Source organism: Neobacillus sp. plas4 (genome assembly GCF_057221695.1).
The window spans coordinates 1904769-1931144 of sequence record NZ_CM170152.1 but is presented as its reverse complement, the minus strand read 5'-3'; the positions used below and the strand labels follow the sequence as shown (position 1 = coordinate 1931144).

Below are 26376 nucleotides of genomic sequence, written 5' to 3'. Positions count from 1 at the left end.
ATATAATTTTATATACTTCCCTTTTTTATTTTTCTAAACAAACGATATCCTCTTCTTACATTGTTAACGATAAAGAATGGAATAGAAATATTATATTTATAGATAAAAGGTAAATAAAATTTGTAATAAGCCTTTTTTAAGTCATCCCACTTTTTGCATTTACCCTGTTTATAAAAATCTGAAACATCGACGATATACCCTCTCCCATTGCTCATCACTACATTTTTCCCGTGTACATCAAATGGGTTTAATCCAACCGACCTTGCATAGGCAATCCCCTCATCCACATCGTGTATAACCGACTCTGGAATACGGATTCCTTTTACGACAGCATCGAACAGATTCACACCATCTATCCGTTTTAAAATCAAATAATTATCTCCATAATCAATTAAAGAAGAAAAGGATGGATGACTCCCTAGTTTTTTATAAACCTCAACTTCTTTTTTTAAATCCTCGGGTTTTCTTCCATACACCTTCACAACCCACTTGGGGTTTGACCGATGTAAAAATACACCTGCATAATTCCCGCTTCCTATTGTTTTCCAGCTATCTGAGGAATTTTTTACAATAATGGGTTCAAATGGACCTTCTGTTGAAAGTTGGATATTAGGCAGTAATTCGGTTCCAATTAATTTCGTATATTTCTCAATTTTCATGCGCACCCCTCAAAACAAACACAAATATTCTTACTTCCCTTTTAGTATACATCTCATATACACTAAGAATAGAGAAAATATTCTTTTTTTACTAAAAGTATATTACCTACTTAAGAAGAGGTGTTTAGTATGGTAGTTCCAATTTTAGAAACAAAGCGATTAAAGTTAATTGAAATTACTCGAAAACATGCTGAAAGCTTATTTGAAATTTTATCATTAGATGAGGTTATCAGATATTACGGTACTGACAGATTGACTTCTATCGAGGATGCTAAAAAGTTAATTGACTTGTTCCAGAAAAACATTTACGAAAAACGTGCTATGCGATGGGGAATCGTCATCAAGGAAAATAACCAATTTATCGGAACCTTAGGTTTAAATGGATTACAGCTTAAAAATAAAAAAGCTGAAATTGGCTATGAAATCCATCCCTCATATTGGAGAAAAGGCTACACTACTGAAGCTATAAAAGAAGTTTTGCGGTATAGCTATCTTGAGTTAGAATTAAACCGCATCGGTGCTGTGGTATATCTAGAAAATGAGGCTTCAAGTAATCTTCTTGAAAAGTTAGGATTCAAAAAAGAAGGGGTATTGCGTGATTATTTGCTTCAAAACAACTCCTTTCATACAACGAGTATGTTTTCTTTACTTAAGGGTGAATGGGAACTGCTTACAGCTGAATCTTTAGGTGTAGAAGTCCATTAAAAAAGCCAGGTAGATCCTGGCTTTATTCTTCAAAATAATCTCTAAAGGCTTTTGGATTACTTGTTTCTTTTCCTTGGTAATAAGGGTTGTTTTCTGTTGAATCCTGTGGGTCAAGGTTTGTCTTGATAATTAAACGAGGTTCCGAGGACTCTTCAGCAATTATTCTGTCGTTTAATTGTTGAAAATCAGGCATTTTATTATTTCCAGGTTGTCTTGGCTCCATTTCGATGACACCTCCTAAAAATAGGTTGCTGATTTTTGTTTTGTATCATACATCTTTTCATTCTAGTTCCATTATAAAAGAAACAAAAAGAAAAAACTAGGAAGTAAAGACTTCCTAGTGTGTTTATTCTTCTTCAACTCCGAGTAAGAAATCTGGGTTTAATTCCTCAAATTCTTCGTCGTCTACATCCATTCCCCAATCATTGTCATCATCATGGCAACCCTTTGGATTAACGGCGACACATACCTTTGTTTCACCAATGACCTCCACTAAGAATTCCTTTTCAACATGAACAATGATGCGATTTCCATTTGGGGAGATAACTGCTTCACAACAATTAGGCTGCTGCACCACTTTCGCACAGATCTCATTGTCATCCAAGCAATCATGATCTCGATATTTTAACTTGATGACATCTGTATATTGTACACGTTCTGTTACGACTTCTGTTCTGGTATTATCATTATATGAGTACCAAACATTGATATCATAAGAGCCGTGTATTTCAACAGTTTTGCCGACTTTTTTCGCGTTGTATTTATGGTTGATAATCCAACAGCCTAGTATACTGGTTGGACTATGTGCCGGGCTGATCGTATGATTGGAATTGGTGAATTTACGCCCTTTCGCTACTACGGCCTTTACAATTATCTCTCTGTATTCTCCCATTTCGCGCGAACCCTCCTCATTCATTTTCATTTCATCCTATGCTAGATTTTTGACCAGTGTGAGAAATATTTCTGTGAATACTGGTTAAAAGTTTAGTCATAATTCATTTTATGCGGAAGTTTAAGGTAGGTTCCAATTAGGCATGTACTTTACGCAAACGAGGATTAATTAATGAAGACAACAAAAAAGCCAGGCCTTTAACAGCCCAGCTTCCTTTTATTAATGCTCGTGGTCATGATCATGATTTCCACAAGATCCGCCATTTTGTAGACTTGCACCCGTCTCGCCCCGTAATACATCGCCGCCAGTTGATTCAATAATGACATCTGTTACTTTATTTGAGATTGTAGTGGCAATTAACTGAAGTAACTCATTTACTTCAATTTGAGATTGTTTAAATTCTTGAACAACTGGAATTTCATCGAGTTCCTGCTCAATAGAGGAAATTTTGTTTTCTACTTTTTTCAATGCTTCTGGTTTTCCGTAATGCTGTAGATTAACGGCTTGCTTTTGTAATCCCTTAATATCCGAAATTAACGTACTTACCTTTTGATTGGCGTGAATTTGCGCTTCTGCGCGTTTAAAGAAATCAACCTCTTCTGTTTCTGCAATCATATGTGCAAGTTCTTGTGCACGACTGATAATATCGTCTTTTGTATATTTAGCCAACTTATTTCACCTCAACTGTTTCTACTTCTTCCACCATTTCACCGTTTAATGACCAAGTTTTAGCGTCAGTAATTTTCACCTTAACAATTTTACCAATGGCTGATTTAGGAGCGACAAAATTAACCAGCTTATTTCTAGATGTATATCCGGCAAGAACATCAGGATTGTTCTTGCTTTCCCCTTCGACTAGAACTTCGACAATTTGACCTTTGTGCTTTTTCATTGCTTCGGCAGACATTTCGTTAACCAATGCATTCAAACGCTGTAAACGTTCCTTCTTTACCTCCATAGGCACATTATCCTCCATTTTTGCAGCAGGTGTACCTTCACGTGGAGAGTAAATAAACGTATAAGCTAGTTCATATCCCACTTCACGGTAAAGTGATAATGTTTCTTCAAATTGTTCATCTGTTTCATTTGGATATCCTACGATAATATCTGTAGTTAATGCTACATTCGGTATCGCGGCTTTAATTTTAGACACTAGCTCTAAATATTGTTCTCTTGTATATTTACGAGCCATAATCTTTAACACATCTGTTGAACCAGATTGAACTGGTAAATGGATGTGATCCATTAGATTGCCGCCCTTAGCAAGGACTTCAATAAGGTGATCATCGAAGTCACGTGGATGACTCGTTGTAAAACGAATACGCGGGATATCTATTTTGCGCAACTCATCCATTAGATCGCCAAGACCGTACTTCACGTCTTCAAAGTCTTTCCCATAGGCATTTACGTTTTGACCTAGAAGAGTGACTTCCTGATACCCTTGTGCAGCTAAATGACGTACTTCCTGGATAATATCTTCAGGTCGGCGGCTTCGCTCTTTTCCGCGTGTAAATGGAACAATACAATAGGTACAGAACTTGTCACAGCCATACATAATGTTAACCCATGCCTTAATATTACCACGTCGTACCTTCGGAAGGTTTTCGATGACGTCACCTTCTTTAGACCACACTTCAACAACCATTTCTTTAGACATGTAGGCTTCATTTAAGATATTTGGCAGCCGGTGAATGTTATGTGTACCAAATATCATATCGACTTGGTTATAGGTTTTTAAGATTTTATTGACCACAGATTCTTCCTGTGACATACATCCACATACTCCTAGTAGTAAGTCTGGCTTTTCTAACTTTAAATGTTTTAAATGTCCTAGTTCACCGAACACCTTGTTTTCAGCATTCTCACGGATTGCACATGTATTTAAAAGTATAACATTGGCTTCCTCTGTCTTATCTGTTGGCTCGTATCCTAAAGCCAGGAAGATCCCTGCCATTACCTCTGTATCATGTTCATTCATTTGACAGCCATATGTGCGGATATAGAATTTGCGCCCTTCTCCCATACCACGAAACTCTTCTGGAATGGAGAAATCGTTATGGTATTTCACTTCTTCTTTACCACGTTTTTTTGCATCTTTTAGGGAAGGAGCAGTAATTACCTGCTCAAAGTACTTGCTGTAATCCTTGGCGGATTTTTTGTCCGAAGAATTAGCAGTATCAATTTGTTGAGCTTCTAACCGTTGTTTTTCGTTCATGTGTATTTAAATCTCCTTTCGACCAAGTTGAATATTTGTCTATGAAAAGTAAATCTTTTCCTGTACTAGTGAATGAGGAACTACCCTAACACACTTCTGCACATTATAATAGTATAACGCTTAAAAGGCTTGAAAACAATAGAAAATCCCGTAGTCATCTGCTACGGGATACTCTATTTACTATTACATAAATTCGCCAACTAGTTTATCAAAATATTCTTGGTCAAGATTTAAATCAGCCTGCGATAAAGGAGTTTCAGAGAAACCATTGATTAATTCCTGATAAGATTGACGTTCTGTGTTTTGATAAATTAAACCAGTTACTAATCCATTATGCTTCATTAATGTTTGCATAGCCTCTTCACGATTTGAAGGGTCATATCCTTCAATATCGCTTAACTTAGTTAGATTTTCTTTAAACCAGTCATAAGTATTAACTTTGTTATAAGTTACACAAGGACTGTATACGTTAATTAAAGAGAATCCCTTATGTTTAATACCTGCTTCTATTAATGCAGTTAAATCTTTAAGATCAGTTGAGAAGCTTTGGGCAACAAATGTTGCACCTGCAGTTAAAGCCATCTCCATAGGTGAAATTGCTTGTTCAATCGAACCAAGTGGAGTAGATTTTGTTTTGAAACCTGCAGCTGAACGTGGTGACGTTTGTCCCTTCGTCAAGCCATAGATTTGGTTATCCATAACAACATAAGTAATGTCGATATTTCTACGAATCGCATGGATTGTATGGCCCATACCAATAGCAAAGCCGTCTCCATCACCACCAGAAGCGATAACAGTCAAATCACGGTTTGCCATTTTTACACCTTGTGCGATTGGTAATGAACGTCCATGAATGCCATGGAAGCCATATGAATTAATGTATCCAGAGATACGGCCTGAACATCCGATACCAGAAATAACAGCTAAGTTTTCAGGCTCTAGACCTACATTTGCTGCTGCACGTTGCATTGCCGCTTGTACAGAGAAGTCGCCACAGCCAGGGCACCAGTTCGGTTTTACATTATTTCTAAAGTCTTTAAAAGTGGCCATGTTTAGAACAACTCCTTACATTTTGTATATACTTCGTGTGGTAGGAACGGATTACCGTCATATTTTAAATGTTTAATAATCTTTTCAGCATGACCAACATTCATTTTCATAATGTTTGCCAATTGTCCAGTAGCATTATTCTCAACAACAACTACTTTCTTTGCTGAGCGAACAAGTGGTAATACTTCGTCTGATGGGAATGGGTGAATCAAACGAATATGAGCGTGATTTACCTTGATTCCTTCATTTTCTAAGCGAACCATAGCTTCTTCAATAACACCTCTAGTTGAATTAAAACCAACTAGTAAAATGTCAGCTTCTTCGTGCTTAACATTTTTATACACTGGTGTGTTAAAACGAATATTTTCAATTTTACGGAATCGCTTGTCCATTTGAGCGTTCCTGTTTACAGCTGATTCAGAAGGCTTTCCTGTTTCATCATGTTCAACACCCGTTACATGGTGAATACCATTTTTCATACCAGGAATAACACGTGGTGAAACACCATCTTGCGTGACTTCATAACGTTTGAAATACCCTTTATTTTCATTCTCAGGAATTTCACCTGTAACAAGCTTTCCACGTCTGATTTCCACTTTATCCATACCTAAAGGTTCAACTGTTTGCTTACCTAAAGATAATTGAAGGTCTGTTAAAAGAATTACAGGGCATTGATATTCTTCAGCAAGGTTAAATGCTTCAGTTGTATCATAGAAAGCCTCTTCCACAGTACTTGGAGCAATAACGATTTTTGGAATTTCTCCATGTGTGCCATAGATCATAGCCATTAAATCTGACTGTTCTTGCTTTGTTGGTAATCCTGTAGATGGACCGCCACGCTGAGTATCAACAACAACAAGTGGAGTTTCAGTAATACCTGAAAGACCAATTGCTTCCATCTTTAATGATAGTCCTGGACCAGCAGATGCCGTAATAGTACGAACACCAGCATAGTTAGCACCGATTGCCATTGTACACGCAGCAATTTCATCTTCCGTTTGAATAACCGTACCACCAAGAGCAGGAAGCTTCTTAATTAAATATTCCATTATTTCAGAAGCAGGTGTTATTGGGTATGCAGCCATAAAACGGCATCCAGCTGCAACGGCACCTAATGCAATAGCGTCATTTCCAATCATGAACATACGCTTCTTGCCGTCAGCCTTTTCAAGTTCCATTATTTCAACACCATCAACAAGCTGTTTCTTCATATAATCAAATCCAGCTTTAATGGCATCCATGTTTTTAGCTACAACCTGTGCACCTTTTTTACCGAAAATCTCTTGAACTACTTCTTCAAACACCTGAATATCAAGGTTCAAAACAGCTGAAGTTGCACCAATAGCTACCATGTTTTTCATTAAGGACGTACCTAACTCAGTAGCAATCTCAGTGAATGGAACCGCATACAATGAAGCTTCAGTATCTTCCGGCTTCTTTGGAGTGAATTTCGCATCGGCAAGGATTACACCTTTGCTATGCAGTTCTTTGTAATTTAAATCAATTGTTTCTTGGTCAAAAGCTACAAGAACATCTAGATCATCGGAGATAGAACGAACCTCAGTTGTGCTAACTCTAATCTTGTTGTTTGTATGACCGCCTTTAATACGAGATGAAAAGTGACGATAACCATACAAGTAATACCCGAGGCGATTCAATGCAATAGCAAATATTTCCCCTGTACTTTCAATACCTTCCCCTTGTTGTCCGCCAACTTTCCACGAAAGTTGATTGATCATGTCTTACACCCCTTTGGATATGTAAAAAATAGGTTTTTTTTATGAATCATTATTAGTGTAGCACTTTTCCAAGTCATTCACTAGAATTTAGCCTATTAAAGTCTAAAAGACTAAATAATATGAATTTAGAATGTACTAAACGCTTACAATTCTAGACCTCAAAACAAAAAATTGCAACCCTTTCAGTTAAAATATTGTCTAAAATATGAATATTTTTTTATAATTTAAAATTTGACATTTAATGGATTTAATAAGCAGGCGTCTAAACTGCATGGATACGCACTTTTTTTGATTATTCACCCACTATTTGTTTGTTTTTATTATATCATAGAAAACGTTTTCATCTATGCTAGAATAGTATTTATTTAAATTTAGAGCATAAAAATACCTGCTTTTGTGAAAGCAGGTAAACGTCTGTTTTTTTCATTTGTCTCACATTTTTGATTCTATCTCTTTCATCTTGGCTCAACAATAAGCTTAATAGCAGTGCGTTCTTCACCATCAATCTGAATATCAGTGAACGCAGGGATGCAAATCAAATCAACTCCGCTAGGTGCTACAAATCCTCTTGCAATCGCTACTGCCTTAACAGCTTGATTCAATGCACCTGCACCAATCGCCTGTATTTCTGCTGCACCTCTTTCACGCAGAACTCCAGCAAGTGCACCAGCTACAGAATTAGGATTAGATTTTGCTGAAACCTTTAATATTTCCATTCCTAGCTCCCCCTTGTATAATCCCGATCCTGGCATGAGCAGTTTCATGAGCAAATCAGGTATATAAGTTTCCACTGCTACTATATTCATTCTACAAATGACATATTCCGGCTTGGACAAAAAAAGTGCAATAAAAATAGAAAAGCGGAAGCGCCTTGTCCAGGAAAAATGCAGTTCAACTTTTCCTAGGGGCGACAGGCATAAGATAAGCCGACGAGAAGGTTGGTCTTTACCTTCTTGACGGTTTATCTTATGACCCCGAGTCCCTAGGCGCTGAAGCTGGACAAAAGAAAAACCTTCCAAGATTGGAAGGTTATGAATACCAAGGATTATCTTCATTTATTAAAATTCTTTCCATCTTTTTGCATTTTCCCGTTTTTCTATCTAGTTCCAAATAAACACCGCTTAGTTGGTTATGACCGGATTTTGGAACTTCAAACCTCACCGGCAGGCTTGTCAAAAACTTGGTGATGACAGCTTCTCTCTCCATACCCAGAATTCCATCATATGGACCTGTCATCCCAACATCGGTTAAATAGCCCGTACCGTTTGGCAGAACACGACTATCTGCAGTTTGTACGTGTGTGTGTGTTCCTACGACAGCAGAAACTCTCCCATCAAGATACCAGCCCATTGCTTGTTTTTCACTTGTAGCCTCTGCATGAAAGTCCACAAAGATAAAAGGTGTTCGCTCTTGTGCGATTTCGACTAATTCATCTGCTTTTTTAAATGGACAATCTAATGGGGGCATAAAGGTTCGCCCCTGCAAATTGATGACAGCAACTTCCAAATCATTCACCTTAAAAAAAGCTAACCCTTTTCCGGGAGTACCTTCTGGAAAGTTTGCAGGACGTACCATATTCTTTGCTGTTTCGATAAATTCAAAAATCTCCTTGTTATCCCACGCGTGGTTTCCTAGGGTTACAGCCTGAGCACCGCTGCTTAAAAACTCTCGGTAAATCTTTTCTGTAATTCCCCGTCCTCCAGCTGCATTTTCACCATTAATAATCGTAAAATTAGGGCGATATTTTTCCTTAATTTTTGGTACATACTCTTTCACCATATCACGGCCTGGCGAGCCTACCACATCTCCAATAAATAATAAGTTCATTTGTTTTCCTTTCGCAAAGCTTATATTTACTAAGGCTCTTTTCTTAAAATATGTTGATTTTTGGAACAAACTTTATTAAGAAAAGAGCCTACAAACTAAATTCTAAAGGACAAAATAGATATTTCCACGTTAAAATCGGCATTAAGATTTTAACAACAATCTTTAGAATACAGCCTTTAATCTTAATTGTATCACATTTTTATTTTATTTAATCGTAAGCTTACTTTTTCAAAGGCTGTATTGAATTAGGCTTTTGATTTCAACTGTGTAAGAAAAATAAACGGAAAAACTCCGGCTAAATTTGAAAATACCCCTATTTGCTTAAAAATAAGCGGAGTTTTTCCGGTTATTTTATCAAAATCATTGAATTTTGTCATATTTAGAGCAGTTAACCGGAATATCTCCGCTTATATCTGCTCCTTCAGCTTCCCCATATACATTAGACGGAAATTCTCCGCCTATGAATTCTCATACCTTCACTAATAACAACAATGAATAATAACATGGCCAAAAAAATAGAGCGATGCTTAAGCATCGCTCTATTTTGCGTATTCTACAGCCCGTGTTTCACGGATAACTGTTACTTTAATATGTCCTGGATAGTCAAGCTCTTCTTCTATTCGTTTCCGAATATCTCTAGCCAAACGGTGTGCAGCTAAATCATCAACGGCATCAGGTCTTACAATAATTCGGACTTCACGTCCAGCCTGAATTGCAAAGGATTTCTCAACACCATCATAGGACTCAGAAATTTCCTCCAGCTTTTCTAAACGGCGGATATAGTTTTCTAAAGTCTCACTGCGTGCACCTGGTCTTGCAGCTGATAATGCGTCAGCAGCAGCTACCAGAACAGCAATAATCGATGTTGGTTCTGTATCACCATGGTGTGAAGCAATACTGTTGATTACAACAGCATGTTCCTTGTATTTTGTCGCAAGTTCGACTCCAATCTCAACATGGCTGCCTTCTACTTCGTGATCAATCGCTTTTCCAATATCGTGTAAAAGACCTGCACGACGGGCAAGCGTTTCATCCTCACCAAGTTCCGCTGCTAGTAAGCCCGAAAGCTGTGCAACTTCCATTGAATGTTTTAAGACATTTTGACCATAACTTGTACGGAACTTTAAACGTCCAAGGATTTTGATTAGATCTGGATGTAATCCATGAACTCCAACTTCAAAAGTCGTTTGTTCACCCACTTCACGGATATACTCATCCACTTCCCGACGAGATTTCTCAACCATTTCCTCAATGCGTGCGGGATGGATACGTCCATCTTGGACTAGCTTTTCAAGTGCCAATCGGGCAGTTTCTCGACGAATTGGATCAAATCCTGAAAGAATTACAGCCTCTGGTGTATCATCGATAATCAAGTCAATTCCCGTAAGTGTCTCTAGAGTACGGATATTTCTTCCTTCACGGCCAATAATACGACCTTTCATTTCATCATTTGGAAGGTTGACTACAGATACAGTCGTTTCCGCAACATGGTCAGCAGCGCAACGCTGGATTGCTAGCGATAAAATTTCCTTTGCTTTCTTGTCTGCTTCTTCTTTCGCTCGGTTTTCACTTTCCTTAATCATTATCGCGGTGTCATAGGTTAATTCCTGTTCCATTTTATCGATAATGATGGTCTTTGCTTCCTCACGAGTCAAACTCGAAATACGCTCGAGTTCAGTTTGTTGTGTTCGTACCAGCTCGTCCACTTTGCTTTCCATCTGTTCAATATGCTGTTGTCTTTGGTTTAGAGAATCATCCTTCTTTTCTAATAGAACTTCTCGTTTATTTAACGATTCATCCTTTCGATCTAAATTCTCTTCTCTTTGCAGTAAACGGTTTTCTTGTTTTTGCAGTTCATTTCTTCGTTCACGAACCTCACGTTCGGCTTCAGTACGAAGCTTGTGAATTTCATCCTTTGCTTCTAGCAAAGCTTCTTTTTTCAATGAATCAGCATCACGCTTTGCATCTTCAAGAATCTGCTCTGCAGCATTCTTTGCTCCTGCTATTTTTGCCTCAGCAATGGATTTACGAACAAAATAGCCAACAACGGCACCGACGATAATGCCAAGCAAAATGGAGATGATAGTAATAGGTTCCATCGTTACACCTCCTCTTGCTATGAACTTTTTTCTTACACTTTTTTTAAGTGTCGGCATGTACATTGGTTTGGTTCAATATACAGCAAGCACCAAGCTTTTCATTGTAATATTAACAAAAATGTAAAATATACATTTTAATTGTAAATGTGTGTATATTCATTGTCAAGGGTAACTCCTGTTAGCTTTTTCAAATATTTGGACTTTGTTCAAATTTTAACAATTTGGAAATTTTGCATACCGTGAATTAAAATACAATTTAATGGATAAATATAAAGTTTTTTCAAAAAAAGAGCAAAACCTAAACAGGCTTTGCTCCTATTTCTTAGTCTATTAATTCAAACTGCTCATCATCATCAGCGGATTCTGTCACGACTTTTTCGCCATCTAATCCGAAATGTTCACGGATTTTTTGTTGAATTTCAAGACGAACACTTGGATTTTCTCGTAAGAATTGCTTGGCATTTTCGCGTCCTTGACCAATTCTTTCTTCATTATATGAATACCAAGAACCACTCTTTTGAACGATATCTAATTCGGAGCCAATGTCAACAATTTCCCCTTCCTTAGAAATACCTTCTCCATACATAATATCCACTTCAGCTGTACGGAACGGTGGCGCAACTTTATTCTTAACAATTTTAATTTTTGTTTTGTTTCCTACCACGTCTGTTCCTTGCTTTATCGCTTCTGCACGACGTACTTCAACACGGATAGTGGAGTAGAATTTCAATGCTCGTCCACCTGGAGTTGTCTCTGGGTTTCCAAACATGATCCCAATCTTTTCACGAACCTGGTTAATAAAGATTGCAATTGTCTTAGATTTATTGATGGCACCAGATAGTTTTCTGAGTGCTTGGGACATTAAGCGAGCTTGAAGACCCATGTGAGAATCTCCCATTTCACCTTCAATTTCTGCTTTTGGAACTAGTGCTGCAACAGAGTCGACTACAAGAATATCAATTGCGCCGCTTCGAACAAGTGCTTCAGCGATTTCAAGTGCTTGTTCCCCTGTATCAGGCTGGGATAACAATAGTTCATCAATATTTACTCCCAGTTTTTGAGCATATGCTGGATCCAGCGCATGCTCGGCGTCGATAAACGCTGCTTGTCCGCCTGCTGCTTGAACTTCTGCAATTGCATGAAGGGCAACAGTTGTTTTACCAGAGCTCTCAGGTCCATAAATTTCAATAATTCTTCCTCTTGGATATCCACCCACTCCAAGTGCGGCATCAAGTGCCAACGAGCCACTTGGACTAGTTAAAATCCTTGTATCAGTTTTTTCGCCCATTTTCATAATGGAGCCTTTTCCAAATTGCTTTTCAATCTGTTTTAGCGCCATTTCTAAGGCGGCTTTACGATCACTCACTACTAGTTCCTCCCTTATATATAAACCAAAAAGTTAATAGCCAAAATCTATTTAATTAAATCCTATTAATAATATAACCTCTTTTAAGACTTTTGTCGAGTAAAAAATCGAACATTCATTCGACTTTTTTAGAGCAATAAGTCATGTAAAAAAAGGTAATTCACCCAGACATTTATCTTCTTTCCATTCGTTTTTTTCTCCAATTTATGATTTTGTCTCATTTTCAGACAATATCATTGGATAAAAAAATCACAGAGAGCTTAGTTAGCTCTCTGTGATTCCTTCAAATGCTTTATTAAATAATAACATCCAAATTTTACCGAACGGCTCCGGATTGCTTCCCTTGAACCGCCTAGTTCCAGTTTTTCCACCACTGTAGGCTTTCCCTTTATTGAAATCCCAATGAAAACTGTACCCACAGGTTTTCCTTCAAGCTCATCAGGCCCAGCAACTCCAGTAAAACTAATTCCTATATCAGCTGAAACCAATGCTGCAACATTCTCAGCCAGTTCTTTTGCACACTCTTTACTTACAACCCCATATTTTTCAATCGTTTCATGTTTAACTTTTAAAACATTCTTTTTAACCTCATTCGTGTAGCAAACAACTCCGCCCTTAAAGACTGCACTCACACCGGGGAAACTAGTAAGTTCCTCTTGAAACAATCCCCCTGTTAAACTCTCTGCTGCTGATGTCGTAACATTTTTTTCTTTTAACACCTTCATCAGTTCCGCTACTAACGAAGTATTGTTATACCCATATAAAAACTGCCCTACGCGAGAATTAATATTAGCCTCTACTTCGTCCAGCATTAACTCTGCTGTATCCAAATCCCGGTGCTTCGCTGTAAGGCGTAAGGTACATTCCCCATCCGCCGCAAGCGGGGCAATGGTTGGATTTGTTTGCTGCTCGATAAGATCATCGATTTCCGTTTCTAAAGCCGCCTCACCAATTCCAAAGAACCTTAAAACTCTAGAAACGATTTTCTCGTCTGTTTTTACTTGTTTTGACAAAGCAGCCGTCCCGAATTTAGAAAACATTGGTTCCATTTCTTTTGGCGGGCCGGGTAAAAGCATATAAAGACAATCTCCATTCCCGACCATCATGCCCGGTGCCATGCCGTGATGGTTTGGCAGAATCGTAGAGCCCTCAATAACAAGAGCCTGTTTCTTATTATTTTCAGTCATTACCCTATTTCCCTTTTTAAAATAGAGTTCAATAGTTTCTAGTGCCTCTTGGTCCATGACAAGTGTTTTCCCGATATGCCGAGCAATCGTTTCCTTCGTTAAATCATCTTTTGTCGGTCCTAGCCCGCCGGTAAAAATGATCAAATTTGAACGCTTTTCCGCAATCTCAATCGCAGAACTTAACCGGTCAGGATTATCTCCAACTACTGTATGAAAAAAAACATTAATCCCCAGCCCGGCAAGTTGTTGCGAAATAAATCGAGCATTGCTATTAACAATTTGACCCAGCAGTAATTCAGAACCAACAGCAATTATTTCTGCATTCATTATCTATTACCCCAAATTCTATTTAGAATTTTTAAAAACATGCATATTCTTCGAGAAATAATCCCAGCCAGACCAGATAGTAAAAATTAATGCTACCCATAATGCTACATCATCAAACGGAAATCCTATCATTTCAAAAATAATATTATGTAATAAAAGTGCTGATATTGCGATAATCTGTGCCCAAGTTTTAATTTTTCCGAGGTTATTAGCAGCTACCACTTCTCCACCCTCTACCAATAAAAGCCGGAGACCGGTGACAGCGAATTCCCTGCTTATGATTGTAATCACAATCCAAGACGGTGCAAAGCCAAGCTCCACAAGGACAACCAGCGCTGCAGAAACTAGTAATTTATCGGCAAGCGGGTCGAGGAATTTCCCCATATTTGTAACAAGATTATATTTCCTAGCGTAATAGCCATCTACCCAATCTGTAGAAGCAGCAAAAATAAAGATTAATGCTCCAACAAAATGTGTTACTGGCAGGTCCGTCCCTAGTAAATGCATGGTTCCCCAATCAAAGGGTACAAGCATAATAATCAAGAAAAGTGGAATTAATAGTATTCTTGATATCGTTATTTTATTTGGTACATTCATATTCTTGCCTCCAGGTAATATTAATGCTCTTTTCTTAAACTTTGTTGCTATTTGAAACAAAATCAAATGATTGTGCTAAGTTTCCACAGAAAATAGAATAAATTTAATAAGAAAAGAGCCTGCAAACTAAATTCTAAAGCACAAAATAACTATGTCCACGTTAAAATCGGCTTTAAGATTTTAACACAATCGTTAGGTAAACTACCATTATTAAGAACGAAAAATAGTCATCACTCGATGACTATCCGTTCTTCGGAACATATTGAATCGTAATGTTCTGTTGAACCACATCAGCAGGTGCGATTGCATACTCAAGCTTTTGGTCATTTACGTAAATTTCAGTATCGACCGCTCTACCAACAACAATGACTGCTTTGGTGTCGCCTGTTAAATCTACTTCTGTACTTTGGGTACCAGTGGTTGATAATAGACCCTGAAACAAGGATTTACCACTGCTATTTTTAACATTAACCCATGTTTGCCCTGTTGAAACCAGTTTTACGACAAATTTATCTGTATTTTTCAAATCATACGTAGAGTTTTTTCCACTGTTTTGAACAGCTGTTAATTCTTGTTTTGGCGTTTCTACAGGATTTTCCTCAACAGTCTTTTCTTCTTCGTTCTGATTTTCTTCATCGTTTTGTTCTTTGTCGTTTTCTTTTTCTGAATCCTTTTCGGTCTCTTCCGCTTTTTCTAGATTTTCAGAGCGGATAAATTTTACTGGCTCATTCTCTTTATTAATCGCGTTATTTCCATTGCCTCCAACGTTATTAACAAAGAAGTAATATAATAGCCCGGCTGCACCTATAACAAAGACCCCAATTAAGACTTTGGGAATAATATCAAAAATTTTCGAGGAGCCTTCAGTAACAGTTTTTCGTGTTTTTACTCTTGATAATTGTTCGGGTAAATCCTCGTTATGTGTTGCTGGAATTTCATTCTTATATGTTTCAAAGATTTCTTCGGGATTAAGCTGAAGCGCTTCTGCATATTGTTTCACAAAAGCCCTGACATAAAAATTACCTGGCATACTAGAATAATTGCCTTCTTCGATCCCTATCAGATATCGTTTTTGAATCTTCGTGATAGATTGTAAATCCTCCAAGCTTAGTCCTTTGGCTAATCGCGCTTCTTTTAGTCGATTACCTAATTCTGTCACCTTTTAACACCTTCCAATTAATTAAAATCCAAAATCTCCAAAATCAGAGCCAGAGAATAAGTTATTTTGGTCAACAATGTCATATGTAATTTCTTCGTCTGCGTGGCTTCTCAACTCGATAATATAATCAAAGTCATCAAGAGTATACTCTGAATTTTGCACAAATATATCAGGATGCTCCACCACTTTAACGGCCGGTAAACGCATAATTTCACGTACCAGCTGCCAATGACGTTCACTTGCACGCTTTGTAGAAACTATACCATCAAGAATGAATAAATTATTTTCGTTGTATTCATCTTGAATCAGCTGATTCCGTATCGTTTGCTTTAGAAGAGTGGAAGATACAAATAACCATCTTTTATTTGCACATACACTGGCAGCTACTACAGACTCCGTTTTACCAACCCTTGGCATGCCACGAATCCCTATTAGTTTGTGCCCTTCCTGCTTAAATAACTCAGCCATAAAATCAACTAATACACCAAGTTCGTTCCTAACAAATCTGAATGTCTTTTTATCATCTGCATCACGCTGTATGTAACGTCCGTGGCGAACTGCCAGACGATCGCGAAGTTTTGGTTCTCTAATCTTTATAACTTTTATTGTGTCCATTGTATTTAAAATTGACTCTAAACGTTTTATTTGATTATCATCTTTTGATAACATTAATAAACCGCGTCTTCCTTCATCCACTCCGTTTATCGTGACAATGTTTATTGACAGCATACCAAGTAATGAAGAGATGTCGCCCAATAGACCAGGACGGTTTTTTTGAATCTCATATTCTAAATACCACTCTTTTTTCTCCATAAAAACCTCCTAATCGGTAACGACAAATTTTTCTTGATTTCACCTATCCATTATAATATATGATTTTGATTGAAGATGAAAGCAAAAACAAGTTCAATGCTTATTAAACTGATGCTCCACATACATAAATGTAGTGGATTCTAACTTCCTAGTCTTCGCCTATTCGTACACACACTTTTCTTTAAGAAGAAAACGGCTTTGGAAACAGGAACTGGAACTAGTTTTGTTAGAACATTTGTAGGCAAAGCAACCTTTGTTGCCATTGACGACTACATCTTTTGTTCTTTCGAACTCGGCTACATCAAGCCGCAATGAAATGGAATGTTAGACTGCACATCCTGCAGTCTTTTTTGCTTTCAATTTAATGCCCGAATTTAAAATTACCTCATTATCATTTTCAATTTTTTTAATTTCTTCTTCGTGAAATGTTAAAAATTGCTCAAATGTATTTAGGCAAGTTTCTCTATCGCATTTCAATCCTAACAAATCTGAATTCATTAAAAGAAAGGCAGAATATAAATCACGTTGGACCTTGGTACCATCATCAAATATATGCCATCGTTCTTTCAATTCTTTCTTTTTGCATTTGTCTGCTTTGTGATCATATTGACTAGCTTTAAAAGAGGATGTTTTGACTTTGATGAAAGTCCCGTCCAATGCTGTGACTTTTCTTGAAAGTAGACTTACGAAGGCTGAGGGAGAACGACGTGCTATGGTTTTACCGAATCGTTTTTTCCTTTTATACTTACCTGTTTTTTCACTAACTTCTGTCTTTTTAGCACGTTTTTGGAGGGCTTTAAAATTCATTTCTTCGACAAAGAATCTGTCTCCTAAAATAACCATTCGATTGACTTCGTATTGATGGCTAAACTTACGATATAAAGCTAATTTTCGGTATATCTCTTTCAATTGAGCTTTTAGTTTCTTATAGTTATTGGAAAACTTCCACTGCTTTTTACCTTTCCTAGTACGACCTGCTTCGTCGTAGTTCTGTGGATTAGTAGCACGTTTCGAACGGTCTAGTTTCCTATTGTATAATCTGATTTCTCGTTGTACATTTTCAACCTTTTTTATGTTTTCAGCCAAGTTTTTCAATAGAACCTTTGATGTACTTGATATTGCAATCGAGGATGTACCAATGTCGGTCCCAAGCGGACCTTTGCCTAAAGGATATTTCACTTGTCCTGTTTTCCGGTCTTTTTTTATGGGAGGATAGCCCGTACAAACCAGTTGAGCATAGTACCGAACGGTCCCTCTTATGACTCGTTTTAAAATACGAACATATTTTACCCTAAAGAAGTCTGTAACAGTTTCTCCATCTTTGTTCTTGTATTGAAATGTCTGTTGGGAATTTAGTAGATGAAAAGCTTCTTTTAGATATATATCCATTTCTTTTACCTTCAGATCCAATAACACATCATTAGAAATTATTTTCCCATTTTTAAATCTCCAACCTGTTTCATTGTTTTTCCCTTCAAAAGAATCCATTTCTCCACGCTTAACAAATACCACTTTTTTCGCTTTGCCAAACAATTTTTGTTTGATCGTGTTCCATGCTCTTGTGGCTGTTTTTTGGGCGATGATTGAATTTATTTTACCGTTAAAGTGATTTCGAACTTCTTTTATGTATTCGTGCATTGAATACTCTGTTAGTCCAAATTCTTCTCTAAGTTTCTTGAATTCTTCAGAGATGTTTTTCTGTTCGTTTTGAAAATACTCCATCTTTTCTTTGTTACAATTTCTTGCTAGATGTGATTTTATAGCTCTTGAAATACGGACTAATTTTTTGTATCGTTTCGTCCTTTTCATTTGTTTTTCTCTCTTTAGATACTCACCGAGTGATGTATTATAAATCACTCGATTAATTTCCAATTCAGATTCGATGTTTAAAAAATCTCTATTCTTACCTTTTATCTCTACATCGATGATGAATGAAGGAGTTTTTACTTTCGCCATGTTTCACACCTACTTTCAGGTCTCGAATCAAACGTATGTTCCTATATATTTTACCAAAAAACTCATAGATATGCAATAATAAAATCGGTTCCTAAAAGCAGGGGTTTTCCCGATTTAGCTTTGGTAAATTTAGATCTAAATACACAAAAAAGAGAGGTTAACCCTCTCTCTTAGCGACTTCCATTATTTTGAACTAATTTAACCATAATATTCGCAATTGCTTGTTGTTCTTCTTTATCAGCAACAGACCATAGGTCAGCAAGGATTCTTTCCTGCTCATTTTTAGGTTCCACTTGTTCTGCTAAATAATCCCCAATTTGTAAAGCGAGTGCACTTATTGCTCCCTCACTCATCCCTTCATTTTGTGCTTGATGAAGACGATCAGCAAGAAAATCTTCCCATTGCTTCCAGTTATCTAAAACTGACATATTAAACCCTCCTTTTTATTGTACAGTATTATTTTGCAATTGTAGGGAAGAAATTATTCACGAAAATTAAATGTATAAATTATGTATGCCAGCCGCCGTTAATAGAAAGAACTTGGCCAGTTATATAGGAAGATTCATCTGATAGTAAGAATTTCACACCGTTGGCTATTTCTTCAGGAAGAGCCAGCCTGCCCATCGGGATTTCGTATTGAAGGATTTGTTTATCCTCTTCTGTAAACTGGCTCATCATCGGCGTTTCTACAGCACCAGGAGCAATGGCATTAACTCGTACACCGTTCAATGCCATCTCCTTACTTAATGCTTTTACAAAGGCAATCTGTGCTCCCTTTGCACTTGAATAAACCACTTCACATGCGGAACCAATTTGACCCCAAATGGAAGAGATAAAAATTACATTTCCAGATCGTTTTTTTATTAATTTCGGTAATAGTTCTTTCGTGATCATCACTGGATTCATCACATGAACTCTCATTAGGGATTCCATTTCCTCCTGTTTTAAATCAACCAGGAGTCCATACTGGCTATTACCACTACAATGGATGATTGAATCTAGTGAGAAAATTTGGGAACAAATTTTTTTATATCCATCTGGATTTTCTAAATCGGACTGTATGATTATGTATTCACCGCCAAATGGTTTAAGGCTTCTAAGTAATTTCTGTATTGATTGTTCATTTTGATTGAAATGCAGATACAAATGATACCCTAAAGAAGCTAGTTTTAAAGCAACCGCTTGTCCGATGCCTCCGCTCGCACCAGTAATTAGTGCATATTTTTCCATTTATCTCACTCTTTCCCTTTCTAACTACTATTCATTTTAAACGAAAGAAGCGCCGGCTAGCGACGCTTCTTCACTATTTTTTAGGTATGACTTGGCAAACTGAAAAACGTTCTTCTGAAATAACTTCTGAAGCCATTAATTTAACGTCATCCAGCGTAATTTTCTCTAATGTTGGAACGACATCAAATAGATTCATGTCATTAAAGGCATACCTTGTGAATTGATTTGCGATATATTCTGGTGAATTCACTGCACGCAAAAACCCGCCAATTTTCTTCTTTTTTGCTCGTTCTAATTGATCCTCGGTAAACGCTGTTCCGTTTTTGGCTTGAAATAGCATATCTTTTAGCTGCTCTGCAAGTTTATCAGGATTTTCCGTGTCTCCGCCTACCATCGCAAAACCGAATCCTTGTTCCTGGGTATAATCATAAGAGAAGGTTTCATCAATTAGTCCTTGGTTATAAAGTTGATTATAATTTTCCGAGCTTTTTCCAAATAACAAATCCAAAAGTACATTCATGGTTAACTCATTCTTTAATAACTGTGCACCACTTTGGTCCACATGTAGTGCTTTCATCCCAATTAAGCATTTTGAGGTTTGCACATTCATTTCTAGCACTTGCTTCTGTTGTGCTGCCTGAACTGGCTCATCTTCAAATTTACGCTGAATCTCTGGCATCTCTTTGTATTCTTTTTTTGCTTGGTTACCTCTGACTTGATCCATAAATTTATTGGGATCAACAGGTCCGACAATAAATAACAGCATATTACTCGGATGATAGAAGGTATTGTAGCACTCATAGAGCAAATCTTTTGTAATATGAGAAATCGATTCAATTGTACCAGCAATATCTATTTTAACGGGATGATTTTGATAAAGATTTTGAATCAGCCCAAAATAAAGGCGCCAATCCGGATTATCGTCATACATGGTAATTTCCTGACCGATAATCCCTTTTTCCTTTTCAACCGTCTTCTCAGAAAAATACGGGTCCTGAACGAAATCAACCAACGTTTCCAGGTTTTTCTCTACATCTGATGTACTAGAAAACAAATAAGCTGTTCTTGTAAAGGATGTAAAAGCATTTGCTGACGCACCTTGTTTACTGAATTGTTGAAAAACGTCCCCATCTTCCTTTTCAAAAAGCTTATGCTCTAGAAAATGGGCAATACCATCAGGAACTTTTACAAACCCCTCTTTTCCGAGCGGCACAAAATGGTTATCAATGGATCCATATTTCGTCGTAAAAGTTGCAAACGTCTTATTAAAACCCTTTTTCGGCAATATATAAACATTTAACCCATTAGATAACTTTTCATGGTAAAGTTCTTCCTGAAGTTGGTCAAAATTTATTTTTTCCATTATTTTGCCGCCTCCGTTCCTGTTAAGAAGTAGATAGTGTCAAGTTCAATTTTATTGGCAACCGCAACTATTTCATCCATTGTCGTTTTTTCCATATCATTGATCCACTGCTCAAGTTTAATGTCTTTGCCTGCAACTACATTATGATAAAGAATCTCCGTCAGTCCTCTGGGGGTGTCAATTGTTTCAAGAATTTGATTACGAATTACTGCTTTTGTTTGAACGAATTCCTGCTCCGTAAAATCACCTTTTTTCATTGCTTCTAATTGATCGCGGATAATTCCCACAGCCTGATCGTAATTCTTAAGGTCAATCCCAGACATGACCATCATAAGACCTTTATGGCTCTCAAGCCTGCTTGAGACATAATATGCTAAGCTTGCCTTTTCACGGACATTGATAAACAACTTCGAGTGAGAAAAGCCGCCAAAGATCCCATTAAACAATTGAAGAGCAAAATAATCACTGTCTCCATAAACAATATTCGTACGATAACCAATATTCAATTTTCCTTGCTTTACATCCTGCTCTTCTTTAATTTCTTGTACCTGCTCTTTTTTCAGAATTTCTTTTGACTGAAATTTTTTCGGTGTGCGGTTTTCAAAAGAAAGAAGTTCATTCGCAATGCTTTTTACCTCTTCTTCCTTTACATCACCAATTACATAAAGGTCCATTTCATCTTCGGAAAAGGCCTTTTTAAAATAGTCGTATAAATTACTTGCAGTGATAGCATCCACATCCTCGGCTTCACCATTCACTTGCAGAGCATATGGCTCACCTTTACACATTTCTTTCAGCAGGCGGACATTGGAATAACGCATTTTATCATCATACACAGATTGAATACGCTGTTTTAAGGTCCTCTTTTCTTTGTTCACTGTTTCCTGATCAAAAGCATTGCCGGAAACATTCGGTTTTGTTAAAACTTCTGAAAGAAGTTCGAAACCTTTTTTCATTAATGGGGCGGGGTCACTTAAAAATTTCTCATTTGCAATCTCAAGAGTAAAACTGATAATATGATATTCACCTTTTTTTGCTAAATCAATAAATAGTGTAGCTCCATATAATTCATCTAAATAAGAACGTAAAGCCGTAGTTGTCGGGTATTTCGAGGAGCTGCTTTGTAATACTTGAGGAAGCAATGCTCGTTTCGTTACATCTTCCTTTGTTAGTGGTGCTTTCATTTTCCAAACAAATGTATTTGTTTTGTATTTATTGGTTTCAATGACATGGAGTTTGTAGCCATGCATATTGGTGATTTTTTCCGTAGTTGAACCCATCTAATTGCCTCCTTTAGATTTCAAATCTTTCTTATTTATATATGTAAACATTCATCCGGTTATTTTACATCTTTTCCAATGTATTTAACACTTATTCTTACTATAATTTGCCAGGCTTGGTTTTTACAAGCTAAAACCCCTGCTATTAACAAAACAAAAAAGGCTGACAGATAAGCCAGCCTTTTCTACTTTACAAATCTTATCGTTTTCCTGGATCAAATGGTTCTCCTGCTGCTTTAGGTGCTTGTGAAGATTTAGAAAAGATAACTAAAGCAATTAATGTTACCACGTATGGGAAAATTTTTAGAATAATTGGCGGAATAACTGCCAATTCAGGGATAACCTGTGATACGTTAGCGATTGTGCTAGCAAATCCGAAGAATAATGTTGCTCCTAAGATTCCGAGTGGTCTCCATTGTCCAAAAATCAAGGAAGCCAATGCCAAGAATCCTAGCCCTGACACGGAACCAGTAAATTCACCTGCGTAGGTTAGAATAATGATTGCTCCGCCTAATCCTGATAGTGCACCCGATAGCATAACACCGATATATCGAATTCTCACTACATTAATCCCTGCTGCTTGAGCAGCCTGCGGAAACTCACCACAAGACTTTAAACGTAAACCAAATTTTGTTTTATTTAGTACAAACGCACTAATAAGTAGTACCACTAGTATAAACCAAGTTGTGGCATACGTTTTTGTAAACAGTAAATCTCCAATAATTGGAATTTGCGATAAAATTGGCACATCAAATGGTGTAAACCCACTAGTGATACGAATATTACCACTTCCAGTTATATTTCGAGCCAAGAATACGGTCAAAGCCATCGCAATCATGTTAATCGCTGTACCACTGATTACTTGGTCAGCACTTAAATTAATGCTGGCAAAAGCATGTAATAGGGAAAACAAAATACCGACTATTGCCGCTACTAATAACCCCACCCACAATACCGCTGATCCTGACATACTATCCTGCAAAAAGTTAACCGTTAGTGCACTCGCAAATGCTCCTGAAATCATTAAACCTTCTAATCCAATATTAACGATACCGCTTCTTTCACTAAAAAGACCGCCTAAAGCTGTAATGAGAAGTGGGATGGTAAAAACAATTGCGTAAGGGAATATTTGTTCAATTATGGTCCACATTTTATGCTTCTCCCTTCTTGCCAACAGGTCCATTTACATCATTTGAATTGGAACGAGTCTTACGGAATTTATTTAGCAGACGGTGAATTAGTACACTGGTAGCAGCAAAATAAATAATAATGGCAATAATTGTATTAGCAAGCTCTGGTGGGATTTCGATCATCGCATTCATAAAGCCTGTACCTGAATAAAGAATACCAAAAAGGAGTGCTGCAAAGAATACACCAACTGGTGAGTTTGCCCCAAGTAATGCAACGGCAATCCCATCATAGCCCTGAGTTGGCAGAATACCGATTTGCATGCTGGAAGCATTACCAGTATATAATGCTACCCCGCCAAGACCTGCAAGGGCACCAGAAATTAACATCGATAAGATGATATTCCGATTAACTTTCATACCTGCATATTCAGCTGCGTGCCGATTGAAACCAACCGCTTTTAACTCAAATCCTAATGTAGTTTTATTAACGATGAATGCAATGATAAGTACAGTAATAACTGCAAAAAACAAACCTAAATTAATGTAGGAACCCTGAAACATCTCTGTCAGCCAAGGCGTTCTCAAAGTAGAATCTTCCGCAAGTTTACGTGATTCAGTTTCTAGGAATTCACCTTTAAAATAACCAGGAACAACATAGTAAACTGTCCAATACGCAATCCAGTTCATCATAATTGTTGATACTACTTCATGCACATTGAATCTTGCTTTAAAATAGCCTGGAATAAATGCCCATAATCCTCCACCTACAATACCAGCTAGTATCATTACTAGGATTAGGATTGGTCTTGGAAAATCAAACGTTAACGCGACAGCAGTAGCACAAAGACCGCCAATTAACATTTGACCTGCTGCACCGATATTAAATAGACCTGTACGGAAGGCAAACGCGACAGCAAGCCCAGTAAAAATAAGTGGTGTTGCAGTTGCAAGAGTATCACCAATACGTGATATATTCTTTAATGCACCTTGGAATAAATACGTGTAACCTTCAATCGGACTTGCCCCTATGAAGAGCATCAATAAGCCGCCAGCTATTAGTCCTAAAATAATTGAAATTAAAGATACAATGGTGTTTCTCATACGCTTCTCTCCTTATTCACTCCAGCCATCATCAGTCCTACCTCATTTTCATTCGTTTCAGATGCATTAACCGTTCCAATGAGTTCACCATTATTAACGATAGCAATACGGTCTGAAAGCTGAAGTACCTCATCAAGCTCTAAAGAAACTAGAAGAACAGCTTTCCCTTTATCGCGATGCTCAATTAATCTTTTGTGGATATATTCGATTGAACCAACATCAAGGCCACGTGTAGGCTGAACTGCAATTAATAAATCAGGGTCTAATTCCATTTCACGACCAATGATAGCCTTTTGCTGGTTTCCGCCTGATAATGTCCTGGCAATGGAAACCCCGCCCTCTCCTGAGCGCACGTCAAAGTTTTCCAGTATTTTTTTAGCATATTTCCTAATAGCAGAACCATTTAATAATCCATATTTTGCAAATGGCGGTTTATTATAAATTTCTAAAACCATATTATTTTCTAATGTATAGTCAAGGACAAGACCTCGTTTATGTCTGTCTTCCGGAATATGCCCAATACCGCTTTCGATTCTTTTACGAATAGGAATATTCGTTATTTCATTTCCATTTAATAAAATCTTTCCGGATTCTGCCTTTCGAAGTCCTGTAATCGCTTCCACGAGTTCCGATTGTCCATTCCCTTCAACCCCAGCAATACCAAGAATTTCTCCTTTTCTTACTTCAACAGAGAAATTTTTAAGACCCATTACTTTTCTGCTGTTCTTAACTGATAAAGAATCTATTTGAAGTACAACATCTCCTGGTGTACTTTCTTTCTTATCCACTTTAAAGTTAACCTGACGGCCAACCATCATTTCTGCCATTTGTGCCTCGCTAGTTTCTTTTACGTTAACCGTTCCAATACCTTTTCCACGTCGAATAACGGTACAACGATCTGCGACCGCTTTAATTTCCTTCAGCTTATGTGTGATAATGATAATCGATTTTCCTTCATTAATTAGATTACGCATGATTTTCATAAGCTCTTCTATTTCATTTGGGGTTAGAACCGCAGTCGGTTCATCAAAAATTAGAACTTCAGCTTCGCGATAAAGCATTTTCATAATTTCTACTCTTTGCTGCATTCCTACAGAAATATCTTCGATTTTCGCATGTGGATCAACATTTAAACCATAATGCTTTGACAATTCCGCAATCCTTTTTGCAGCACTATCAATATCAAGGACCATACCTTTTAATGGTTCACTGCCTAGAATAATATTTTCTGTTACTGTAAAATTTTCTACTAATTTAAAATGCTGATGGACCATTCCAATACCAAGTTGGTTGGCTACGCTCGGATTTGCAATACGAACCTCCTCCTCGCGGATTTTTATGATCCCTTGCTCAGGTTGATACATACCGAACAATACGCCCATTAGAGTTGATTTACCGGCACCGTTTTCCCCCAGCAGTGCATGTATTTCCCCTTTTTTTAGTGTAAGGGTAATATTATCATTTGCTACAATACCAGGGAATTCCTTCCTGATATTCAGCATTTCAACCACATAACTCATAGTAGCACTCACCTTTTTATTTAGACTCGAATTTCTATGAAAATAGGGAGCCCCCTATCACAACAAGGTTATTGAAAAGAAATTTTTGCCAAATGCTATTTATTAAACCACTATTGTCACAAAAGTACATAAAAGAGACGGGAGATAAACCGTCTCTTTTA

General features: G+C 37.3%; 24 protein-coding genes. 1 reads left to right on the top strand and 23 read right to left on the bottom strand.

Going from position 1 to position 26376, the window contains the following annotated elements:
- Positions 1–8 precede the first annotated feature (8 nt).
- Positions 9–659: a protein kinase family protein gene (locus AC2TFD_RS09675; RefSeq protein WP_335567442.1), complete on the bottom strand. Its 651-nt coding sequence runs from the start codon at positions 657–659 to the stop codon at positions 9–11.
- A 129-nt stretch (positions 660–788) separates the two neighbouring features.
- On the opposite strand from AC2TFD_RS09675, the gene AC2TFD_RS09670 reads away from it, so the two are divergent.
- Positions 789–1364 carry a GNAT family N-acetyltransferase gene (locus tag AC2TFD_RS09670; RefSeq protein ID WP_335517767.1) on the top strand — a complete coding sequence of 192 codons (576 nt, stop codon included), beginning with the start codon at positions 789–791 and terminating at the stop codon, positions 1362–1364.
- A gap of 22 nt (positions 1365–1386) precedes the next feature.
- Here AC2TFD_RS09670 and AC2TFD_RS09665 read toward each other — a convergent pair whose 3' ends face one another.
- From AC2TFD_RS09665 to AC2TFD_RS09560, 22 genes are all read right to left on the bottom strand, one after another.
- Positions 1387–1587 carry a hypothetical protein gene (locus AC2TFD_RS09665; protein ID WP_335517770.1) on the bottom strand — a complete coding sequence of 67 codons (201 nt, stop codon included), beginning with the start codon at positions 1585–1587 and terminating at the stop codon, positions 1387–1389.
- 123 nt (positions 1588–1710) lie between these two features.
- Complete coding sequence (locus AC2TFD_RS09660; RefSeq protein ID WP_335517773.1) at positions 1711–2256, bottom strand: outer spore coat protein CotE; 546 nt, start codon at positions 2254–2256, stop codon at positions 1711–1713.
- 219 nt (positions 2257–2475) lie between these two features.
- On the bottom strand, positions 2476–2925 hold the full coding sequence (locus AC2TFD_RS09655) for a YlbF/YmcA family competence regulator (protein WP_335517776.1): 450 nt from the start codon (positions 2923–2925) through the stop codon (positions 2476–2478).
- A gap of 1 nt (position 2926) precedes the next feature.
- Positions 2927–4471 (bottom strand): tRNA (N6-isopentenyl adenosine(37)-C2)-methylthiotransferase MiaB, encoded by a 1545-nt coding sequence (gene miaB, locus AC2TFD_RS09650; protein ID WP_335517779.1) that lies wholly within the window; start codon positions 4469–4471, stop codon positions 2927–2929.
- A gap of 183 nt (positions 4472–4654) precedes the next feature.
- Positions 4655–5521 carry a 2-oxoacid:ferredoxin oxidoreductase subunit beta gene (locus tag AC2TFD_RS09645; RefSeq protein WP_335517782.1) on the bottom strand — a complete coding sequence of 289 codons (867 nt, stop codon included), beginning with the start codon at positions 5519–5521 and terminating at the stop codon, positions 4655–4657.
- Between the two features lie 2 nt (positions 5522–5523).
- Positions 5524–7260, bottom strand: a complete 1737-nt coding sequence (locus AC2TFD_RS09640) for a 2-oxoacid:acceptor oxidoreductase subunit alpha (protein WP_335517785.1) — start codon at positions 7258–7260, stop codon at positions 5524–5526.
- 455 nt (positions 7261–7715) lie between these two features.
- Positions 7716–7976 (bottom strand): stage V sporulation protein SpoVS, encoded by a 261-nt coding sequence (gene spoVS / locus AC2TFD_RS09635; protein WP_003181955.1) that lies wholly within the window; start codon positions 7974–7976, stop codon positions 7716–7718.
- 313 nt (positions 7977–8289) lie between these two features.
- Entirely contained in the window at positions 8290–9087 is a 798-nt protein-coding gene (locus AC2TFD_RS09630) for a TIGR00282 family metallophosphoesterase (RefSeq protein WP_484675499.1), read from the bottom strand.
- A gap of 539 nt (positions 9088–9626) precedes the next feature.
- Positions 9627–11186, bottom strand: coding sequence for a ribonuclease Y (gene rny, locus AC2TFD_RS09625; protein ID WP_335509424.1), 1560 nt, complete (start codon positions 11184–11186; stop codon positions 9627–9629).
- 322 nt (positions 11187–11508) lie between these two features.
- Positions 11509–12552 carry a recombinase RecA gene (recA, locus tag AC2TFD_RS09620; RefSeq protein ID WP_335509422.1) on the bottom strand — a complete coding sequence of 348 codons (1044 nt, stop codon included), beginning with the start codon at positions 12550–12552 and terminating at the stop codon, positions 11509–11511.
- Between the two features lie 260 nt (positions 12553–12812).
- A complete protein-coding gene (locus AC2TFD_RS09615; RefSeq protein WP_484675498.1) occupies positions 12813–14066 on the bottom strand; it encodes a competence/damage-inducible protein A in 1254 nt (417 codons plus the stop codon).
- Between the two features lie 18 nt (positions 14067–14084).
- Positions 14085–14663 carry a CDP-diacylglycerol--glycerol-3-phosphate 3-phosphatidyltransferase gene (gene pgsA, locus AC2TFD_RS09610; RefSeq protein ID WP_335509419.1) on the bottom strand — a complete coding sequence of 193 codons (579 nt, stop codon included), beginning with the start codon at positions 14661–14663 and terminating at the stop codon, positions 14085–14087.
- Between the two features lie 241 nt (positions 14664–14904).
- Positions 14905–15822, bottom strand: coding sequence for a helix-turn-helix domain-containing protein (locus AC2TFD_RS09605; RefSeq protein ID WP_335509417.1), 918 nt, complete (start codon positions 15820–15822; stop codon positions 14905–14907).
- Positions 15823–15843: 21 nt separating this feature from the next.
- On the bottom strand, positions 15844–16635 hold the full coding sequence (locus AC2TFD_RS09600; protein WP_335509414.1) for a YmfK family protein: 792 nt from the start codon (positions 16633–16635) through the stop codon (positions 15844–15846).
- A 324-nt stretch (positions 16636–16959) separates the two neighbouring features.
- Entirely contained in the window at positions 16960–18591 is a 1632-nt protein-coding gene (locus AC2TFD_RS09595) for a nuclease/transposase family protein (protein WP_484675497.1), read from the bottom strand.
- 170 nt (positions 18592–18761) lie between these two features.
- Positions 18762–19019 carry a DUF3243 domain-containing protein gene (locus AC2TFD_RS09590; RefSeq protein ID WP_034676717.1) on the bottom strand — a complete coding sequence of 86 codons (258 nt, stop codon included), beginning with the start codon at positions 19017–19019 and terminating at the stop codon, positions 18762–18764.
- Positions 19020–19098: 79 nt separating this feature from the next.
- Positions 19099–19821, bottom strand: a complete 723-nt coding sequence (ymfI, locus tag AC2TFD_RS09585; RefSeq protein ID WP_335509407.1) for an elongation factor P 5-aminopentanone reductase — start codon at positions 19819–19821, stop codon at positions 19099–19101.
- Positions 19822–19894: 73 nt separating this feature from the next.
- Positions 19895–21184, bottom strand: a complete 1290-nt coding sequence (gene yfmH / locus AC2TFD_RS09580) for an EF-P 5-aminopentanol modification-associated protein YfmH (RefSeq protein WP_335509405.1) — start codon at positions 21182–21184, stop codon at positions 19895–19897.
- Positions 21184–22464, bottom strand: a complete 1281-nt coding sequence (yfmF, locus tag AC2TFD_RS09575; RefSeq protein ID WP_484675496.1) for an EF-P 5-aminopentanol modification-associated protein YfmF — start codon at positions 22462–22464, stop codon at positions 21184–21186. Before yfmF ends, yfmH begins: the two co-directional genes overlap by 1 nt.
- A 199-nt stretch (positions 22465–22663) precedes the next feature.
- Entirely contained in the window at positions 22664–23614 is a 951-nt protein-coding gene (locus AC2TFD_RS09570) for an ABC transporter permease (protein ID WP_335509402.1), read from the bottom strand.
- 1 nt (position 23615) lies between these two features.
- Positions 23616–24695 (bottom strand): ABC transporter permease, encoded by a 1080-nt coding sequence (locus AC2TFD_RS09565; protein WP_335509400.1) that lies wholly within the window; start codon positions 24693–24695, stop codon positions 23616–23618.
- Positions 24692–26215: an ABC transporter ATP-binding protein gene (locus tag AC2TFD_RS09560; RefSeq protein WP_484675495.1), complete on the bottom strand. Its 1524-nt coding sequence runs from the start codon at positions 26213–26215 to the stop codon at positions 24692–24694. Before AC2TFD_RS09560 ends, AC2TFD_RS09565 begins: the two co-directional genes overlap by 4 nt.
- Positions 26216–26376 lie beyond the last annotated feature (161 nt).

Coding starts and splice junctions, on each gene's coding strand:
- AC2TFD_RS09670 (WP_335517767.1), top strand. CDS start 789: ATGGTAGTTCCAATTTTAGAAACAAAGCGATTAAAGTTAATTGAAATT.
- AC2TFD_RS09665 (WP_335517770.1), bottom strand. CDS start 1,587: ATGGAGCCAAGACAACCTGGAAATAATAAAATGCCTGATTTTCAACAA.
- rny (WP_335509424.1), bottom strand. CDS start 11,186: ATGGAACCTATTACTATCATCTCCATTTTGCTTGGCATTATCGTCGGT.
- AC2TFD_RS09590 (WP_034676717.1), bottom strand. CDS start 19,019: ATGTCAGTTTTAGATAACTGGAAGCAATGGGAAGATTTTCTTGCTGAT.
- AC2TFD_RS09640 (WP_335517785.1), bottom strand. CDS start 7,260: ATGATCAATCAACTTTCGTGGAAAGTTGGCGGACAACAAGGGGAAGGT.
- AC2TFD_RS09565 (WP_335509400.1), bottom strand. CDS start 24,695: ATGAGAAACACCATTGTATCTTTAATTTCAATTATTTTAGGACTAATA.
- pgsA (WP_335509419.1), bottom strand. CDS start 14,663: ATGAATGTACCAAATAAAATAACGATATCAAGAATACTATTAATTCCA.
- yfmF (WP_484675496.1), bottom strand. CDS start 22,464: ATGGGTTCAACTACGGAAAAAATCACCAATATGCATGGCTACAAACTC.
- ymfI (WP_335509407.1), bottom strand. CDS start 19,821: ATGGAAAAATATGCACTAATTACTGGTGCGAGCGGAGGCATCGGACAA.
- AC2TFD_RS09570 (WP_335509402.1), bottom strand. CDS start 23,614: ATGTGGACCATAATTGAACAAATATTCCCTTACGCAATTGTTTTTACC.
- yfmH (WP_335509405.1), bottom strand. CDS start 21,184: ATGGAAAAAATAAATTTTGACCAACTTCAGGAAGAACTTTACCATGAA.
- AC2TFD_RS09595 (WP_484675497.1), bottom strand. CDS start 18,591: ATGGCGAAAGTAAAAACTCCTTCATTCATCATCGATGTAGAGATAAAA.
- spoVS (WP_003181955.1), bottom strand. CDS start 7,976: ATGGAAATATTAAAGGTTTCAGCAAAATCTAATCCTAATTCTGTAGCT.
- AC2TFD_RS09630 (WP_484675499.1), bottom strand. CDS start 9,087: ATGAACTTATTATTTATTGGAGATGTGGTAGGCTCGCCAGGCCGTGAT.
- AC2TFD_RS09675 (WP_335567442.1), bottom strand. CDS start 659: ATGAAAATTGAGAAATATACGAAATTAATTGGAACCGAATTACTGCCT.
- AC2TFD_RS09560 (WP_484675495.1), bottom strand. CDS start 26,215: ATGAGTTATGTGGTTGAAATGCTGAATATCAGGAAGGAATTCCCTGGT.
- AC2TFD_RS09615 (WP_484675498.1), bottom strand. CDS start 14,066: ATGAATGCAGAAATAATTGCTGTTGGTTCTGAATTACTGCTGGGTCAA.
- AC2TFD_RS09645 (WP_335517782.1), bottom strand. CDS start 5,521: ATGGCCACTTTTAAAGACTTTAGAAATAATGTAAAACCGAACTGGTGC.
- miaB (WP_335517779.1), bottom strand. CDS start 4,471: ATGAACGAAAAACAACGGTTAGAAGCTCAACAAATTGATACTGCTAAT.
- AC2TFD_RS09660 (WP_335517773.1), bottom strand. CDS start 2,256: ATGGGAGAATACAGAGAGATAATTGTAAAGGCCGTAGTAGCGAAAGGG.
- AC2TFD_RS09600 (WP_335509414.1), bottom strand. CDS start 16,635: ATGGAGAAAAAAGAGTGGTATTTAGAATATGAGATTCAAAAAAACCGT.